Genomic DNA, 16,046 nt, shown 5'->3' on the forward strand with positions numbered 1-16,046 from the left:
CTGGCAGATCAGCGTGACGCTGTCAAGCAAAATGTGCCATATAGGTTATTTTGCTGCGATGGCCGCCACTGCGGGCGCTTCCTCGGCGAGAGCCGCCGCGACGCTGGGCCATGCCTTGACCGCCGCCAGCCATGCCGCTGTTTTCGGCCAGCGCTGCGCGTCGAGCCCGTCCGACACATAGCCTACATTGATGAGCGGGCACGCTGCCGCCAGATCGGCCAGAGTGAAGCGATCTTCCACCAGCCAACCGCTCGGCGGCAGCACGCTTTCGACATAATCGTAGATCGCCGGCATCTCTTCCGCCTCTGCCGCGTCCGCCGCCGCCAGGTCCGGCTCGCGCTGCAACCGCCGCGCCACCGCCCGGTTGAAGAAGATCTTCTGCCCCGCCGCCTGCGCGATGGTGTCGCCGAACTCGTCGAACCAGACGGTGCGGGCGCGCGCCTTGGGGTCTGCCGGGATCATCTCCTCCCCCGGCTTCAACGCATCCATATAGGTTACGATGGCGGTCGAATCGCTCAGCAGGAAGTCGCCATCCTCCAGCGCCGGTATCTTGCCGAAGGGCGATCCCTTGAAATAACCCTCCGCCCCGCGTCCGAAGCCCGCCGTCTTCACTTCGACGGGAATGCCCTTTTCCGCGGCGAAAACGACGACCTTGCGCACGAACGGCGATAGCCGCGCTCCGTGGATAATCATGCCTGTTCCTCCTTGCCTGTGGTCGCAAAGCCCTGCGGGGTCGCACCATGCGCACCCAGTCTCAACATGCAACCTTATTCCGCCGCGCGCCGTACCACGCTCAGGAAAGGCCTCACCACGCCCATCACCCGGGCGACCGTCTGCGCCTTTTCCCCGACCGGCGCGACATAGTCGATCACCGCTTCCGCCGCCGCCTCGCCCGCGCCGGTCGCGATCGCCCAGGCGGCGAGATAGGCCGACGCCATGCATCCCCCCGCCGTCGCGACCCGTCCGCTCGCATGGAACGGCGCGTCGACCACCCGCGCGCCCGTCGCTGCGACCCAGGGCTTGCTGGTCGCGTCCGTGCACACCGGCACGTCGCCCAGCAGCCCCAGCGCCGACAGCAGCAGCGCGCCCGAACATTGCGCCCCCACGATCTGCCGCGCCGGATCGATCCGCAGCCGCGCCATCAGCGCGGCGTCCGCCACGACATCGCGCGTGCGCACGCCGCTTCCCACCAGCACGATGTCATAATCTGCCAGCCCCTCGACCGGGGCGGCATTGTCGATCCCGACGCCGTTCATGGAGATTATTCGTTTCTTATCCGAAACGATATTCGCGCGCCATCCCGGCACCCGCCCCAGCCACGCCAACGCGACGAAGCTGTCCAGCTCGTTGAATCCGTCGAAAGTCAAAACCGCCGCCCGCATCGCCCTGTCTCCTTCTGGCATCGGGGTTTAGCGTCGCGGCGGCGCGCCCGCCCGATCCACTTGAACCCGGGCGGCTACTCCCCGCCCGGCGGTCCGTCCGCAGACACTGTGGTGCGGGTATAGTCGATGCGGATGCGCACCCAGCTGCCCACCATCGCCTTGCCGTCGACGCGCGGCGGCAACACCAGGAATTGCCAGGCGGCCAGCCGCACCGCCTTGGCAAAGCCCGACCCCAACGGCGATTCGCCCAGCGTCTGGCAGTTTTCGACATGATAATGGTCGACCGTCTTGCACGCGACCAGTCCCCATCCCTTCGCCGGGGCATTTTGCGGCAGATAGGGGGAAAGTTCGGCATTGGTGGGCCGCCTGTACCATTCCGCCTCGAACAGCTGCACGCCGCCCGGCCCTTCGCCCGGCCCGACCACCGCCTTGCTGTCCCCCTGCCCCGATCCTGCCCCGGCCTTGCCCTTGGGCAGGTTGCCGATGTCGGCGGCGGCCATCTGGGTGCTGTCGAGCGTCAGGAATGGAAAGGGCGAAGGCGGCTGCTCGGCAGGCTTTTCGACCGGCACGGGCGGGCGCACCACGGGGGCGGCGGCTTTCTGCGGCGCGGCCTTCTTCTGCTCGCGCTCCTGCGACTTGTCGGCCTTGGCCTGCGCTTCCTCGCTCTGCTTGCCCGCCTCCACGTCGAAGGTGACGGGCAACCGTTCGTCCTGGCGCGGCGGCTCGAAGCGCGGCGACAGGGTAAAGAGCGCCAGCAACAGCAGCAGGTTCAAGACCAGCGCGAACGCCAGCCCGCCCGCACGCTGCCGCACCTTGGCCCAGGGAATGGAAGGGATGTTCAAATGCAGCGACCGGACAAGCAGGAAATGGCGTCATGCCCAGACGGCGCGCGAAGGTCAACGCCGTAGGCCGGCAGGCCGGAGGCGCACAAACAAATCCGTAGGCCGGCAGGCCGGACGTGCACAACAAATCCGCAGGCCGGAAGGGCGGAAGCGCACGAACAAATCCGCAGTCCGGAAGCGCTCAGGCAAATCCGCACGCCGACGGGCCGGATTCGCTCATGAGGCCGCAGACGCGCCAACGGGGGCGCAGCCTCGCGGCTCCGCCCCGGTCAGCCGCGCGTCACGTCAGCACACATCTTCCTCGCGCACCACCGGGCGGCTTTCCCGCGTCGCGCGCATCCGGCTTTCGAGATCGTCCGGGTCGCTGGTCAGCACGACATGGTCGTCATGCACTTCCAGCAATTCGCCGACGAAGGGAAAGCCCTCCAGGCTGCCGGTCACGCGATAGCTGACCGTGTCGCCGACCTTGAAACTGGCCGGATCGGTATTGAAGGTAAAGGGGCATTCGCCCGTTCCCATAAACTGCATCGCCACTCTCCTTGCCCATATATGGTAGCCTGCCCGCTCCGTCGATCAAGAGGGATGCGCCCCGCCCGCGAAAGCGCTGGCGAGCCGTAACGATCTGGGCTAGGCCGCGCGCGATGCTTACCCGGCTTTACCAATGGACACTGGCGAAGGCGGCGCACCGCCACGCGGAACGCTGGCTCTTCGCGGTCAGCTTCATGGAATCGAGCTTCTTTCCCATCCCGCCGCATCCGCTGCTCGGCCTCATGTGCCTGGCGCGGCCCGAACGCGCGATTCGCTTCGGCGTGATCTGCACGCTGGCGTCGGTGCTGGGCGGGCTGTTCGGCTATGCGATCGGCCATTTCCTGTATGAGGCGCTGGGCCAGCAGATCCTGCACGCGCTCGGCCTCGCCGCCAAATTCCCGGTCGCTGCCTGCTACCTGCGCGACTATGGGGCGGAGATCATCCTCATCAAGGGTGCGACGCCCATCCCCTTCAAGCTCATCACCATCACGGCGGGCTTCGTGGGCCTGCCGCTCTTTACCTTCCTCTGGGCCAGCATCGTCAGCCGGGGCCTGCAATTCGTGCTGGTCGGCTTCCTGTTCTGGAAGTTCGGCGCGCCCATCAAGGCGTTAATCGAAAAATATCTGGCGCTCCTTTCCGCCGCCTTTGTCCTGCTGCTGGTCGGCGGATTCTTCGCCGCGTCGATGCTGTCGGGTGGCGGCCACAAGAGCGACAAATGCTCGAACGCCACCATGGCGACAATCGGCCGCTAAAGGGCTTTCCCATGCGCGCGATCCTGGCCCGTCCCCATCTCGCAGCGCTCGCCGCCGGGTTCCTGTCCGCGACCGGCTTCGCGCCGCTGTCGCTCTGGCCGCTGACGCTCGCCTGCCTCGCGCTGCTGCTGTGTCTGGTCGATCGCGCGCCCGACCGCCGCGCCGCCTTCGCGCGCGGCTGGCTGTTCGGCGTCGGGCACTTCACCCTCGGCCTCAACTGGATCGCCCACGCCTTCACCTTTCAGGACGCGATGCCGCACTGGTTCGGCTATGGCGCGGTCGTCCTGCTCTCGCTCTATCTCGCGGTCTATCCGGGGGCAGCGACGCTGGCGGCTTGGTGGCTCCATCGCCGGATCGGGCCGGGACAGCCGCTCACGCTGCCGCTGCTCTTCGCCGCGACGTGGCTCGTCGCCGAATATCTGCGCGCGACGCTCTTCACCGGCTTTGCTTGGAACCCGCTCGGCGTCGTGCTGCTGCCGACCGGGGCTGCCATCGCCGCGACATGGGTGGGAACCTACGGTCTCGGCGCGCTGACGATCCTCGCCGCCGCCGCGCTTTTGCTGGCGGTTCGCCGACGGTTCCGCACCGCCGCCACGGTCGCCCTGCCGTTGGCGGCGCTGGCGCTGTGGGGGTACCTTGCGCCCGCCCCGCCGACGCCCCCCGGCGCGCCCCGCATCCGCATCGTCCAGCCCAACATCGGCCAGGATGAGAAATATTCGGTCGAGGCGGAGCATCGCCATTTCCGCACGCTGGCGACCCTTTCCGGTCAGCCGCGCCCGGCCCCGCGCCTCATCTTCTGGCCCGAAGCGGCGATCCCCGCCTATCTCGACCTCGAACCCGACTGGCGCGCGCGACTCGCCGCGCTGCTCGGCCCCGGCGATCTCCTCATGACCGGCGCGGACAAGGTCTATTTCAAACCGGTCGAGGAGAACGGCGTCATCACGCAAAAGCTCGCCGGGGCGAACAACAGCCTCTGGATCGTGACCCCCCGCGCCACCGTCGCGGGCCGCTATTCCAAGGCGCATCTGGTCCCCTATGGCGAATATCTGCCGATGCGCCAGCTCCTGACGCCGCTCGGCCTTTCCCGCCTGGTGCCGGGCGACGCCGACTTCTGGCCAGGCCCCGGCCCGCAAAGCCTCCCCCTCTCGCCCGCGACGGGCCGCCCGCCGCTTCGGATGGGTGTCCAGATCTGTTACGAGATCATCTTCTCGGGCAAAGTCATCGACGCGAAGAACCGCCCCGACTTCCTCTTCAACCCGTCGAACGACGCCTGGTTCGGCAGTTGGGGTCCGGTCCAGCATCTGGCGCAGGCGCGGCTGCGCGCGCTGGAGGAAGGCATTCCCATCCTGCGCTCCACTCCGACCGGCGTGTCGGCGGTGATCGATGCGCGCGGCCAGGTGCTGCGCTCGCTCGGGCTGGGGCGCGCGGGCTATCTCGAATCGGGCCTCCCGCCCGCGCTCCCCCCGACGCTCTTCGCACGCCTCGGCAACCTCCTCCCCTTCCTGCTGGCGGCGCTGTTACTGGGCGCTGCCATTGCAACCGGGCGACGCAGCCGCTAAGGCGTCGGCTGCACATAAAGATTTCTTTATACGCAGACACAGCATCAGACTGGAGCAACCATGCGTTCGAATTACCTCTTCACTTCCGAATCCGTGTCCGAAGGCCACCCCGACAAGGTTGCAGACCAGATCAGCGACGCCATCGTCGACCTCTTCCTTTCCAAGGACTCCGAAGCCCGCATCGCGTGCGAAACGCTGACCACGACGCAACTCGTCGTGCTCGCGGGCGAAATCCGCTGCAAGGGCGTCTACGAAAACGGCCAGTGGGCCCCGGGCGCGCAGGAGGAGATCGAAAAGACCGTCCGCGATACCGTCAAGCGCATCGGTTACGAACAGGAAGGCTTCCACTGGGAAACGTTCCGCTTCGAAAACAACCTTCATGCCCAGAGCGCGCATATCGCGCAGGGCGTCGACGCTGCCGGCAACAAGGATGAAGGCGCGGGCGACCAGGGCATCATGTTCGGCTTCGCCTGCGACGAAACGCCCGACCTCATGCCCGCGACTCTGGACTATAGCCACAAGATCCTGGCGAAGATGGCCGCCGACCGCCACAGCGGCGCCGCGCCCTTCCTCGAACCCGATGCCAAGAGCCAGGTGACGCTGCGCTTCGACAACGGCAAGCCTGTCGCCGCCACCGCCATCGTCGTCTCGACCCAGCATGCGCCGGGTTACGACACCGGCGACAAGGAAGCGCAGCTCAAGGCTTATGTGAAGGGCGTCGTCGCCGAAGTCATGCCTGCCGAACTGCTGTCGGACGCCACCGTCTACCACATCAACCCGACCGGCAGCTTCGAGATCGGCGGGCCGGACGGCGACGCGGGCCTCACCGGGCGCAAGATCATCGTCGACACCTATGGCGGCGCGTCGCCCCATGGCGGCGGCGCGTTCAGCGGCAAGGACCCGACGAAGGTGGACCGCTCGGCTGCCTATATCACCCGCTATCTGGCGAAGAATGTCGTGGCTGCGGGCCTTGCCACGCGCTGCACCATCCAGATCGCCTACGCCATCGGCGTGTCGGAACCGCTCTCGCTCTATGTCGACACCCACGGCACCGGCACGGTGGGCGACGACAGGATCGAGGACGCGATCAAGTCCATCGCCGACCTGGGCGGCCTCACCCCGCGCGGCATCCGCACCCATCTCGGCCTCAACAAGCCGATCTACCGGCCGACCGCCGCCTACGGCCATTTCGGGCGCAAGCCCGACGGCGACTTCTTCCCTTGGGAAAAGACCGACCTTGCCGACAAGCTGAAGGCCGCGCTGTAACCGCACACCCTCAGGCGAACGGAAAAAGGGCGTCGCAGCATTTCGCTGCGGCGCCCTTTTCCTATCGGGAACATGACGAAAAGTTCATTGGAAAACCCCGCGCGCCCGGACCATAAAGCGGGTGTCGGGTTCGTCCCCCTGTCGAACCCGACACCTTCAAAGTCTTCTTTCCTCGGAGACCCTTGATGACCAAGATGGTTGCCACCGCCCTTCTCGGCCTCGCCCTCACGCTCGGTAGCGTCGCTCCTGCGTCTGCCGCGCCATGCAAGGACGCCAAGGGCAAGTTCGTCAAATGTCCCCAGAAGGCGCCCGTCAAAAAGGCGCCGTGCAAGGACGCGAAGGGTCGCTTCGCCAAGTGCAAGTGACCTGACGGACTTCCTGCGTGGCGGGCGCGGCTTTCAGCCACCACGCCCGGCAACACACACGACCGATCTCCCCTGACCCGGTTAGCCGACCATCGACCGATCTGCCCCTTCCTGCGTCCCTGCCTCCTCTGTGGGCTGTGGGAAGGGGTAGTCCGGTGCTCTCGCCATGTCGGCGCATCCTTCCTCCCCTTCCCCCGTCATCGCGGCTTGCCCGGCTCGTCCGGCCCCGCTATCGGCGCACCCCATGACAGCGCACAAGTCCGGCGATCCGACCACATTGAACCGCCTCTACGGCCGCCAGTCCGGCCCGAAGCTGCGCAAGGGGCAGCAGGAGATGGTCGACACCCTCCTGCCCGCGCTGTCGGTTCCCGAAGACGGCGACATCACCGCCGCATCGCTCTTCGGCACCGACCGCCCGCTCCATTTCGAAATCGGCTTCGGCGGCGGCGAACATCTCGCCTACCGGGCGGACCTGCTGCCCGATCACGGTTTCATCGGCGCGGAACCCTTCCTCAACGGCGTCGTGCAGGCGCTGGGCCATGTCCGCGACCAGGGCCTCGCCAATGTCCGCCTGCACATGGGCGACGCGCTTCAGGTGCTCGCCCGTATTCCCGATGGCGCATTGAGTTTCGTCTATCTTCTCCATCCCGATCCCTGGCCCAAGGCGCGCCATGCCAAGCGCCGCATGATGAACCCCGGCCCGGTCGCGATGATCGCCCGCAAGCTCAAGCCCGGCGGCGAATTCCGCTTCGGCACCGACCATCCGGTCTATCTGCGCTGGGCGATGATGGTGATGAACGGCCATCCCGACTTCGACTGGCTGGCAAGCACCCCCAACGATTTCCAGACCCGCCCCGGCGGCTGGCCCGAAACCCGCTACGAGGCGAAGGCGCGGCGGCAGGGACATGAGGTCTGGTACTTCCGTTACCGCCGCAAATAGCGCGTCATGGCAGCATGACGACAGGGGCCGCCGCACGATTGCGACGACCCCTGCTGCGATCATCTTTGTCGGGGTTTCAGTTGCCGGCGATGCCATGCACCTCCACCGGCTGCGCGGCGGCATAGCGCTCCCCGCCGTCGGCCTTGGCGAAAGCGGCCTTCATGCGCGGTTCGACATGGGCGATCGCCTTGGCGCGGCACGCGGTATAGGTGGCAAGGTCCGGGCTGTAGCATACCCGGCTGGCGGCACGGGCGATGCGGGTGCGCAGTTGCGCCTGGTGCTCGGGCTTCGACAGGTCGAGGTCGCCGTGGCGCACCTCCACCGTGCGGCCGTTGGGCAGGAAGTCCTGGGCGGACGCGGTGCCTGCACCCAGCGCGAAAGTCAGCGAAGCGGCGGCGAGAGCGGCGATCTTGAACGAAGCGAACATGGCATAATCTCCTCTTGAACCTGATGGAACCGGCGCGCCGCCGACAAGGGGGCTGCGCGGATCGGCGCCGGTGCGGACGGAGGGAGCGCCCTTGAAAGGGTCCTGGGGGGCGGCGCTCCTTGCCGTCTGCCCATTCGATCTACGCCGGACAGGCAGGCCGCGCGCGCGCGCTTCGACCCGGATGCGACTTGGATCGGCCAAGCGACAAAGCGTCGTCCAGGCCGGACGAACGGCAGCACGAACGACATGGATCGCGCCACCGGCGACATGGTCGCCCAAACGAACCGTAGGGGAATACGCGAATCGCAACGACATGGCGCGCGCACGAAAACGCCCCCGGCGCAAGGGAAGGCCGGGGGCGTATCCAGGCGCTGTCGGGCACACCGGATGGGAATATGGCGGGAGTGCAGACCACTCTATCGGCGGTGAACGTCGAGTGAATGACCGCTGTTCCCTGAACCCCTCCTAGCGCATCCTATCCGCGCCCCATCCCCCTCGTCGACGATCTGCGCGAGTGTTCAGGCGGGCGTCATGTCGAAAGGACGAACAACGGCACGAGGAGGACGAACGACATGACGGTCCTGGCGCTAAGGGTGCAACCTTTGCGGGATCGCCGGGTTCAGCCTCCATCGAACGAAGGAGACCATAATGGCTATGTCCCGACTGGCGACGATCGCCGCCTCCATTGCCGCTCTGGCGGCGACCGCTGCGCCCGCCCTCGCCCAATCCTGGCGCGATACCGGCTACGCCCAGCGCGACTATCGGCAGGCGCGCTATGACAACGACCGCCGTTACGACAATCGCCGCGACTGGGAGCGCCGCCGTGAACTGGAGCGTCGCCGCGACCGTGAAGCCCGCCGCGACTGGCGTGACGACCGCCGCGACGACCGCCGACGGGCAGACCGCCGCAACTGGAATGACGGTCGCAACAACGGCGACGTGCGCGGCAAGGATTGCGTGACGAAATATGACAAGAACAGCGGTCGCTGGAACCAGCGCTGCTACTGACGCTTCAAGTGCTTCAGGCATGAAACGGGCCCGGATCGCCGCTGGTGCGATCCGGGCCTTTTTCGTCTCGGTGCCTGCGGGCTCGCGCGATACAAGATTTTTGGGGTAGCGACCCGTCCCAACCGGACTAGGTTCGATGGGGCCATGACGACCTCCCCATCCGACGCCATCGCCACGCTCAGCGAAAAGGAAAAGCAGACGCTCCGCCTGATGGTCAGGGGCCACGATGCCAAATCCATCGCCCGCGCCCTCGGCCTTTCGGTGCACACCATCAACGAGCGCCTGCGCGATGCCCGGCGCAAGCTGGCGGTATCGAGCAGTCGGGAGGCCGCCCGAATGCTGCTCACCGCCGAGCAGGATCGGGCTGCCCCCGCCCCCGATTTGTCGGGGGACACGCAAATCGGGGCAGACCCGCCGCACGTCCTTGCCGATCGGGATGCAGGGCGGACCGACAGCCGCCCCCGCATCGTCAAAGGAGTGTTCTTCATGTCCATCGTCATCGGACTGTTCGCGCTGGCCCTTGCCCCGGTCGCGACGCCGCCTGCCTCTGTCCCTGCCGCCGCACAGGACGCGCCCGATCCGGCCATCGTCGATTCGGCCCGCCGCTTCCTCGCCCTCGTCGACCGGGGCCAGTGGGATGCGAGCTATGCCTTGACCGGCAGCGCGTTTCGCAAGGTCAACAGCGAGGAAGTCTGGGCACGGGTGTCGCAGGAGGTCCGCCCTCCGCTCGGCGCGGTCGTCTCCCGCTCCCTCCTGTCGCTGGAGGAACTGCCCGCCCCGCCCGCCGGCTATCAGGTCGTCAAATTCCGCACCGATTTCGCCAACAGGCGGCAAGCGGTCGAAACTGTCTCGCTGGAGCGCGAGGACGGCGCATGGCGCGTGGTCGGCGTCACCCTCGGCTAGACGCAGCGATAGCGGGAAGGGAACGACCGGAAACGCCATCGCTTCCCTTCCCCTTGCAGCATCTTTCGCTCGGCTCGGTCGCTTCCTATCTACCGCTCTGGATTCCCGTCTGGAACGAAGATAGAACATCGCCCCATGAGCCTTACCCATATTTCCGTCCGCGGCGCGCGCGAGCATAATCTCAAGGGCGTCGATGTCGATCTTCCGCGCGACAGCCTGATCGTCATCACCGGCCTGTCCGGGTCGGGCAAGTCCTCGCTCGCCTTCGACACCATCTATGCCGAGGGGCAGCGCCGCTATGTGGAATCGCTCTCCGCCTATGCGCGCCAGTTTCTGGAGATGATGCAGAAGCCCGATGTCGAGCATATAGAGGGTTTGAGCCCCGCCATCTCCATCGAGCAGAAGACGACCAGCCGCAATCCCCGCTCGACCGTCGCCACCGTAACGGAAATCTACGACTATATGCGCCTGCTCTGGGCGCGTGTCGGCATCCCCTATTCCCCCGTGACCGGGGAACCGATCAGCGCGCAGACGGTCAGCCAGATGGTCGACCGCGTCATGCAACTGCCCGCTGGCACGCGCTTCTACCTGCTTGCCCCGGTGGTGCGCGGGCGCAAGGGCGAATATCGCAAGGAACTCGCCGAATGGCAGAAGGCGGGCTACACCCGCGTGCGCATCGACGGCGAAACCATGCTGATCGAGGACGCCCCCGCGCTCGACAAGAAATACAAGCATGACATCGAAGTCGTGGTCGATCGTCTCGCCGTCGAAGCGGACATGGGCACGCGCCTCGCCGACAGTTTCGAACAGGCGTTGAAGCTTGCCGACGGCCTTGCTTATGTCGACCTCGCCGACGGGGTCGTCCCCGGTCGCGAAGGGGAAGCGCAGTCGGACAAGAAGATGAAGGGCGCGGCCATTCCGCCCAACCGCATCGTCTTCTCCGAAAAATTCGCCTGCCCCGTGTCTGGCTTCACCATTCCAGAGATCGAACCGCGCCTCTTTTCCTTCAACGCGCCGATGGGTGCCTGCCCGGCCTGCGACGGACTTGGCGAACGGCAGGAATTCGACCCCGAACTGGTCGTTCCCAACGAAGCCCTGTCGCTGAAAAAGGGCGCGGTTGTCCCTTGGGCCAAGTCCAATCCGCCCTCGCCTTATTATATGCAGGTGCTGGGCAGCCTGGCGAAGGAGTTCGGCTTCAGCCTCGACACGCCTTGGCAGGATCTGCCGGGCGAGGTGCAGCTCATCATCCTCCACGGCACCGGCGGCAAGCCCGTGACGCTGCGCTTCCAGGACGGCAAGAAATCTTACGAGGTCAAGAAAGCGTTCGAGGGCGTCATCGGCAATCTCAACCGCCGGATGCTCCAGACCGACAGCGCCTGGATGCGCGAGGAACTGTCTAAATATCAGACCGCGATGCCCTGCGAAACCTGTCACGGCGCGCGGCTGAAGCCCGAAGCACTCGCGGTCAAGATCGCGGGCGAGGATATCTCCATCTCCACCCGCCGTTCGGTGGTGGACGCGCTCGCGTTCTTTTCCACCCTCCCCGACCATCTCAACGATCAGCAGAACCAGATCGCCAAGGCCATCCTCAAGGAAATCGTGGAGCGCCTCGGCTTCCTCAACAATGTCGGCCTCGACTATCTGAACCTCGACCGCACGTCCGGCACGCTGTCGGGCGGCGAAAGCCAGCGCATCCGCCTCGCCTCGCAGATCGGCAGCGGCTTGTCGGGCGTGCTCTACGTGCTCGACGAACCCTCGATCGGGCTGCACCAGCGCGACAATGACCGGCTGCTCGTCACTCTGAAAAGGCTCCGCGACCTCGGCAACAGCGTCATCGTCGTGGAGCATGACGAGGATGCGATCCGTGCCGCCGACTATATCGTCGACATGGGACCGGGTGCGGGCGTCCATGGCGGCACCATCGTCGCCGAAGGCACTCTCAAGCAAATCCTCAAGAACAAGAAGAGCCTGACCGCCGATTATCTGAACGGCACCCGCCGCATCGACGTACCCGCCAAACGGCGCAAGGGGTCGGGCAAGAAGCTGACCGTCCACAACGCCCGCGCCAACAATCTGCGCGGCGTCACCGCGTCGATCCCGCTCGGCACCTTCACCTGCATCACCGGCGTCAGCGGATCGGGCAAGTCCAGCTTCACCATCGACACGCTCTACGCCGCCAGCGCCCGCACGCTGAACGGCGCGCGGATCGTCGCGGGTGCGCATGACAAGGTGACGGGCCTCGACCATTGCGACAAGGTGATCGACATCGACCAGTCGCCCATCGGTCGCACGCCCCGGTCCAATCCCGCGACCTACACCGGCGCGTTCACCAACATTCGCGACTGGTTTGCGGGCCTCCCCGAAGCGCAGGCGCGCGGCTATAAGCCGGGCCGCTTCAGCTTCAACGTCAAGGGCGGCCGCTGCGAAGCGTGCCAGGGCGACGGCGTGCTCAAGATCGAGATGCACTTCCTGCCCGATGTCTACGTCACCTGCGACGTGTGTCACGGCGCGCGCTACAATCGCGAAACGCTGGAAGTGAAGTTCAAGGGCAAGTCCATCGCCGACGTGCTCGACATGACGGTCGAGGATGCGGTCGAATTTTTCAAGGCCGTGCCTCCCATCCGCGACAAGATGGCGATGCTCGCCGAAGTGGGGCTCGGCTATGTCAAGGTCGGGCAACAGGCGACGACCCTGTCGGGGGGCGAGGCGCAGCGCGTCAAACTTGCCAAGGAACTCTCCCGCCGCGCGACCGGCAACACGCTCTACATTCTCGACGAACCCACCACCGGCCTGCATTTCGAGGATGTACGCAAACTCCTCGAAGTCCTCCACACGCTCGTCGATCAGGGCAACAGCGTCGTCGTGATCGAACATAATCTCGATGTCATCAAGACCGCCGACTGGATCATCGACATGGGACCGGAAGGCGGCGTCAAGGGCGGTGAGGTCGTGGCGGAAGGCACGCCGGAAAAGGTCGTGAAGGAACCGCGCAGCTTCACCGGGCGCTATCTCGCCCCGCTGCTGGGAATGGAGGCGCTCGCGGCGGAGTAAGCGGGCGGTCGCGACTGCCCGCCCCGCAGCCTCGCCTCGTCGCAGACCGCAAAAGCGGTCGAAAACACGGGAACCTTCGCCTCTCCTGACCGGTTATGAAAGCAAATATCACCAAGGAGACGCACATGATCCGCACCCTGATTTTCGGCGCCATCGCCGGTTATGTCGGCAAGAAGCTGTATGACGAAGGCAAGCTGACCGAGTTCAAGAACGACCTGAGCGCCCGCTATGGCGAAGCCAAGGCCAAGCTCGACGACCAGCGCGTGTCCGCTCCGCTGACGACCTCGCCGAACGCATCGTCGACGCCGCTGTCGCACTAAGACCGGCGCCCCCTACACGATCTGAAAGTTTCCGGCGGCACGTCCCCCCGCTCGCCGCCGGTTGCCGCCCGCCTTCTGCCGCGTCCCCCCTCTCTCGGCAGACGGCGGGCGGTTTCACGTCCGCTCCCCCGAACCGGCCTTCGCCCGGCGCAACCATGTTTGTACCTTCGGGTTCATATCCCTGGAGCGGGAATCAGGAAGGAAATCCCATGCGCAAGCCGATCCTCGCCGCCGCCATTCTCGCCATGCTGCCGCTCGGCGCATGCATGTCGGACAATTACGGCGGCGGCTATGGCTATAACCGGCCCGAACGCCGCGGCCCCCCGCCGCGCCGCCGACCCATCCGCGACAACGACTATATCTATCGCGACAATAACGGGCGTTATTATTGCCGCCGCGACGACGGCACCACCGGCACCATTGTCGGCGCGCTCGCTGGCGGCGTGCTGGGCAATATCATCGCGCCCGGCGGGTCCAAGACACTGGGCACGATCCTCGGCGCGGGCGGCGGCGCGCTCGCCGGACGCGCGATCGACCGCAACGACGTGCGCTGCGAATAATCGACCGACAGCCGCCCATGAAAAAGGGCGCGGGGACATGCGATCCCCGCGCCCTTTTCCGTGTGAATGAAGCCTAGAGCTTTTCGGTCAGTTCCGGCACCAGCTTGAACAGATCGCCGACCAGTCCGATGTCCGCGACCTGGAAGATCGGCGCATCCTCGTCCTTGTTGATGGCGACGATGGTCTTGCTGTCCTTCATACCCGCCAGATGCTGGATCGCGCCGGAAATGCCGACCGCGACATAGACTTCGGGAGCGACGATCTTGCCGGTCTGGCCGACCTGATAGTCGTTGGGGACGTAGCCCGCATCGACCGCCGCGCGGCTTGCGCCCACGGCCGCACCCAGCTTGTCGGCCAGCGGGAAGATCAGCTGTTCGAACGTCTCGCCGTCCTTGAGCGCGCGACCGCCCGACACGATGATCTTGGCGCTGGTCAGTTCGGGACGTTCCAGCTTCACGATCTCCGCCCCGACGAAGGAGGACAGGCCCTTGTCGCCGGTAGAAGCCACCGCTTCGACCGTGCCGCTGCCGCCTTCGCTCGCGGCCTTCTCGAACGCGGTGCCGCGCACGGTGATGACCTTCTTGGCGTCCTTCGACTGGACGGTCGCGATGGCGTTGCCTGCGTAGATCGGGCGCGTGAACGTGTCTTCGCTCTCGACCGACAGGATGTCGCTGATCTGCATCACGTCGAGCAGCGCGGCGACGCGCGGCGCGATATTCTTGCCGTTGGAGGTGGCAGGCGCCACGAACGCGTCATGGTCGCCCATCAGCTCGACGATCAGCGGCGCGACATTTTCAGGGAGCGCATGGCCGAACGCCGCGTCGTCGGCGACATGGACCTTGCCTACGCCTGCGATCTTCGCAGCGGCATCCGCCACGGCGGACACGCCCTCGCCCGCGACCAGCAGATGTACCTCGCCCAGCTTCGATGCGGCGGTGACGGCGGACAGCGTCGCGTCCTTGACCGCGCCGCCCTCATGTTCAACCCAAACCAGAGTCTTCATTGTCTTCGATCCTTTCGGAAATTCAGGCGGCGACGCCCATGGCCTTCAGCTTGGCGACCAGTTCGTCCACATCGGCGACCTTGATGCCGGCCGAGCGCTTGGCCGGTTCCACGACCTTGAGCGTCGCGAGGCGCGGCGCGATGTCGACGCCATAGTCGGCAGGCGCCTTGGTCGCGAGCGGCTTGGACTTCGCCTTCATGATGTTGGGGAGCGAGGCGTAGCGCGGCTCGTTCAGGCGCAGGTCGGTGGTGACGATCGCCGGGGTCGACAGCTTCACCGTCTCCAGCCCGCCGTCGACTTCGCGCGTCACATGCACGCTGTCGCCCTCGACCTCGATCTTGCTGGCGAACGTGCCCTGCGGCAGGTTCAGCAGCGCCGCGAGCATCTGGCCGGTCTGGTTGCTGTCGTCGTCGATTGCCTGCTTGCCCAGGATGATCAGGCCCGCGCCTTCTTCTTCCTGCACCTTGGCGAGCAGCTTGGCGACGCCCAGCGGCTCGACCTCGTCGTCGGTCTGGATCAGGATCGCACGGTCGGCCCCCATGGCAAGCGCGGTCCGCAGCGTTTCCTGCGCCTTGGCGACGCCGATCGACACCGCGACGACCTCGGTCGCCACGCCCTTTTCCTTCAGCCGGATGGCTTCCTCGACCGCGATCTCGTCGAACGGGTTCATGCTCATCTTGACGTTGGCAAGGTCCACGCCAGTGCCGTCCGCCTTCACGCGCGGCTTTACGTTATAGTCGATCACCCGCTTCACGGGCACAAGGATCTTCATCTTCAACATCCTCCGTTATCAATGGCAACACGGGCGCGGGCAGCCCGTTTCCGGACCCCCCGCACCCTCAATGTCTCTGTTCAGGCGGGAAAGTGCCTCAGGCTGCCTTCCTCACTTCCGCCACGATCTTCTTGGCCGCGTCGCCCAGGTCGTCCGCCGGGACGATAGGGAGACCCGAATTGGCCAGAATGTCCTTGCCCTGCTGGACGTTGGTGCCTTCCAGGCGAACGACCAGCGGAACCGAAAGGTTCACTTCCTTGGCGGCGGCGACGATCCCGTTGGCGATGATGTCGCACTTCATGATGCCGCCGAAGATGTTGACGAGGATGCCCTTCACCGCCGGGTCCTTCAGGATGATCTTGAAGGCC

17 protein-coding genes and 1 pseudogene are annotated in these 16,046 nt (G+C 65.9%); 10 read left to right on the forward strand and 8 right to left on the reverse strand.

The window, feature by feature from the left end:
* Window positions 1–45: 45 nt before the first annotated feature.
* From DI606_RS14340 to DI606_RS14355, 4 genes are all read right to left on the reverse strand, one after another.
* Window positions 46–693, reverse strand: coding sequence for a glutathione S-transferase family protein (locus DI606_RS14340; RefSeq protein WP_293984258.1), 648 nt, complete (start codon window positions 691–693; stop codon window positions 46–48).
* A 74-nt stretch (window positions 694–767) separates the two neighbouring features.
* A complete protein-coding gene (locus DI606_RS14345; RefSeq protein ID WP_293984260.1) occupies window positions 768–1,382 on the reverse strand; it encodes a DJ-1/PfpI family protein in 615 nt (204 codons plus the stop codon).
* 74 nt (window positions 1,383–1,456) lie between these two features.
* A complete protein-coding gene (locus DI606_RS14350; protein ID WP_293984262.1) occupies window positions 1,457–2,224 on the reverse strand; it encodes a hypothetical protein in 768 nt (255 codons plus the stop codon).
* A 285-nt stretch (window positions 2,225–2,509) separates the two neighbouring features.
* Window positions 2,510–2,752, reverse strand: coding sequence for a hypothetical protein (locus DI606_RS14355; RefSeq protein WP_293984264.1), 243 nt, complete (start codon window positions 2,750–2,752; stop codon window positions 2,510–2,512).
* Window positions 2,753–2,865: 113 nt separating this feature from the next.
* Between DI606_RS14355 and DI606_RS14360 the strand changes: the two genes are divergently transcribed.
* The 5 genes from DI606_RS14360 to DI606_RS14380 all read left to right on the forward strand — a co-directional run bounded on the left by DI606_RS14360 (window position 2,866) and on the right by DI606_RS14380 (window position 7,634).
* Window positions 2,866–3,504 carry a YqaA family protein gene (locus DI606_RS14360; RefSeq protein ID WP_293984266.1) on the forward strand — a complete coding sequence of 213 codons (639 nt, stop codon included), beginning with the start codon at window positions 2,866–2,868 and terminating at the stop codon, window positions 3,502–3,504.
* Window positions 3,505–3,515: 11 nt separating this feature from the next.
* Window positions 3,516–5,063: an apolipoprotein N-acyltransferase gene (lnt, locus tag DI606_RS14365; protein WP_293984285.1), complete on the forward strand. Its 1,548-nt coding sequence runs from the start codon at window positions 3,516–3,518 to the stop codon at window positions 5,061–5,063.
* A gap of 60 nt (window positions 5,064–5,123) precedes the next feature.
* On the forward strand, window positions 5,124–6,329 hold the full coding sequence (gene metK, locus DI606_RS14370) for a methionine adenosyltransferase (RefSeq protein ID WP_293984267.1): 1,206 nt from the start codon (window positions 5,124–5,126) through the stop codon (window positions 6,327–6,329).
* A 185-nt stretch (window positions 6,330–6,514) separates the two neighbouring features.
* Window positions 6,515–6,694: a hypothetical protein gene (locus DI606_RS14375; protein ID WP_293984268.1), complete on the forward strand. Its 180-nt coding sequence runs from the start codon at window positions 6,515–6,517 to the stop codon at window positions 6,692–6,694.
* A 244-nt stretch (window positions 6,695–6,938) separates the two neighbouring features.
* Window positions 6,939–7,634 (forward strand): tRNA (guanosine(46)-N(7))-methyltransferase TrmB, encoded by a 696-nt coding sequence (locus tag DI606_RS14380; RefSeq protein ID WP_293984269.1) that lies wholly within the window; start codon window positions 6,939–6,941, stop codon window positions 7,632–7,634.
* A 76-nt stretch (window positions 7,635–7,710) separates the two neighbouring features.
* Here the strand turns inward: DI606_RS14380 and DI606_RS14385 are convergent, their stop codons facing one another.
* The gene (locus tag DI606_RS14385; RefSeq protein WP_293984270.1) at window positions 7,711–8,061 is read right to left on the reverse strand and encodes a UrcA family protein; all 351 of its coding nucleotides are present in this window, start codon (window positions 8,059–8,061) and stop codon (window positions 7,711–7,713) included.
* Between the two features lie 648 nt (window positions 8,062–8,709).
* Between DI606_RS14385 and DI606_RS14390 the strand changes: the two genes are divergently transcribed.
* From DI606_RS14390 to DI606_RS14410, 5 genes are all read left to right on the forward strand, one after another.
* Entirely contained in the window at window positions 8,710–9,069 is a 360-nt protein-coding gene (locus DI606_RS14390) for a hypothetical protein (protein WP_293984271.1), read from the forward strand.
* A gap of 144 nt (window positions 9,070–9,213) precedes the next feature.
* Window positions 9,214–9,972 (forward strand): DUF4019 domain-containing protein, encoded by a 759-nt coding sequence (locus tag DI606_RS14395; protein ID WP_293984273.1) that lies wholly within the window; start codon window positions 9,214–9,216, stop codon window positions 9,970–9,972.
* Between the two features lie 135 nt (window positions 9,973–10,107).
* On the forward strand, window positions 10,108–13,023 hold the full coding sequence (uvrA, locus tag DI606_RS14400; protein ID WP_293984275.1) for an excinuclease ABC subunit UvrA: 2,916 nt from the start codon (window positions 10,108–10,110) through the stop codon (window positions 13,021–13,023).
* Window positions 13,024–13,148: 125 nt separating this feature from the next.
* Complete coding sequence (locus DI606_RS14405) at window positions 13,149–13,343, forward strand: hypothetical protein (RefSeq protein WP_293984277.1); 195 nt, start codon at window positions 13,149–13,151, stop codon at window positions 13,341–13,343.
* A gap of 209 nt (window positions 13,344–13,552) precedes the next feature.
* Complete coding sequence (locus DI606_RS14410) at window positions 13,553–13,903, forward strand: glycine zipper 2TM domain-containing protein (protein ID WP_293984278.1); 351 nt, start codon at window positions 13,553–13,555, stop codon at window positions 13,901–13,903.
* Window positions 13,904–13,976: 73 nt separating this feature from the next.
* Here the strand turns inward: DI606_RS14410 and DI606_RS14415 are convergent, their stop codons facing one another.
* From DI606_RS14415 to sucC, 3 genes and pseudogenes are all read right to left on the reverse strand, one after another.
* A complete protein-coding gene (locus DI606_RS14415; protein ID WP_293984279.1) occupies window positions 13,977–14,906 on the reverse strand; it encodes an FAD-binding protein in 930 nt (309 codons plus the stop codon).
* A gap of 22 nt (window positions 14,907–14,928) precedes the next feature.
* Window positions 14,929–15,678, reverse strand: coding sequence for an electron transfer flavoprotein subunit beta/FixA family protein (locus DI606_RS14420; protein WP_293984280.1), 750 nt, complete (start codon window positions 15,676–15,678; stop codon window positions 14,929–14,931).
* 97 nt (window positions 15,679–15,775) lie between these two features.
* Window positions 15,776–16,046, reverse strand: a pseudogene (gene sucC / locus DI606_RS14425) (succinate--CoA ligase subunit beta); the annotation flags it as partial.

Origin of the sequence: Sphingobium sp. (assembly GCF_003248505.1) — a bacterium.
Lineage (GTDB): Bacteria > Pseudomonadota > Alphaproteobacteria > Sphingomonadales > Sphingomonadaceae > Sphingobium.

Coding starts and splice junctions, on each gene's coding strand:
- DI606_RS14340 (WP_293984258.1), bottom strand. CDS start 693: ATGATTATCCACGGAGCGCGGCTATCGCCGTTCGTGCGCAAGGTCGTC.
- DI606_RS14345 (WP_293984260.1), bottom strand. CDS start 1,382: ATGCGGGCGGCGGTTTTGACTTTCGACGGATTCAACGAGCTGGACAGC.
- DI606_RS14355 (WP_293984264.1), bottom strand. CDS start 2,752: ATGCAGTTTATGGGAACGGGCGAATGCCCCTTTACCTTCAATACCGAT.
- DI606_RS14360 (WP_293984266.1), top strand. CDS start 2,866: ATGCTTACCCGGCTTTACCAATGGACACTGGCGAAGGCGGCGCACCGC.
- lnt (WP_293984285.1), top strand. CDS start 3,516: ATGCGCGCGATCCTGGCCCGTCCCCATCTCGCAGCGCTCGCCGCCGGG.
- metK (WP_293984267.1), top strand. CDS start 5,124: ATGCGTTCGAATTACCTCTTCACTTCCGAATCCGTGTCCGAAGGCCAC.
- DI606_RS14375 (WP_293984268.1), top strand. CDS start 6,515: ATGACCAAGATGGTTGCCACCGCCCTTCTCGGCCTCGCCCTCACGCTC.
- DI606_RS14380 (WP_293984269.1), top strand. CDS start 6,939: ATGACAGCGCACAAGTCCGGCGATCCGACCACATTGAACCGCCTCTAC.
- DI606_RS14385 (WP_293984270.1), bottom strand. CDS start 8,061: ATGTTCGCTTCGTTCAAGATCGCCGCTCTCGCCGCCGCTTCGCTGACT.
- DI606_RS14390 (WP_293984271.1), top strand. CDS start 8,710: ATGGCTATGTCCCGACTGGCGACGATCGCCGCCTCCATTGCCGCTCTG.
- DI606_RS14395 (WP_293984273.1), top strand. CDS start 9,214: ATGACGACCTCCCCATCCGACGCCATCGCCACGCTCAGCGAAAAGGAA.
- uvrA (WP_293984275.1), top strand. CDS start 10,108: ATGAGCCTTACCCATATTTCCGTCCGCGGCGCGCGCGAGCATAATCTC.
- DI606_RS14405 (WP_293984277.1), top strand. CDS start 13,149: ATGATCCGCACCCTGATTTTCGGCGCCATCGCCGGTTATGTCGGCAAG.
- DI606_RS14410 (WP_293984278.1), top strand. CDS start 13,553: ATGCGCAAGCCGATCCTCGCCGCCGCCATTCTCGCCATGCTGCCGCTC.
- DI606_RS14415 (WP_293984279.1), bottom strand. CDS start 14,906: ATGAAGACTCTGGTTTGGGTTGAACATGAGGGCGGCGCGGTCAAGGAC.
- DI606_RS14420 (WP_293984280.1), bottom strand. CDS start 15,678: ATGAAGATCCTTGTGCCCGTGAAGCGGGTGATCGACTATAACGTAAAG.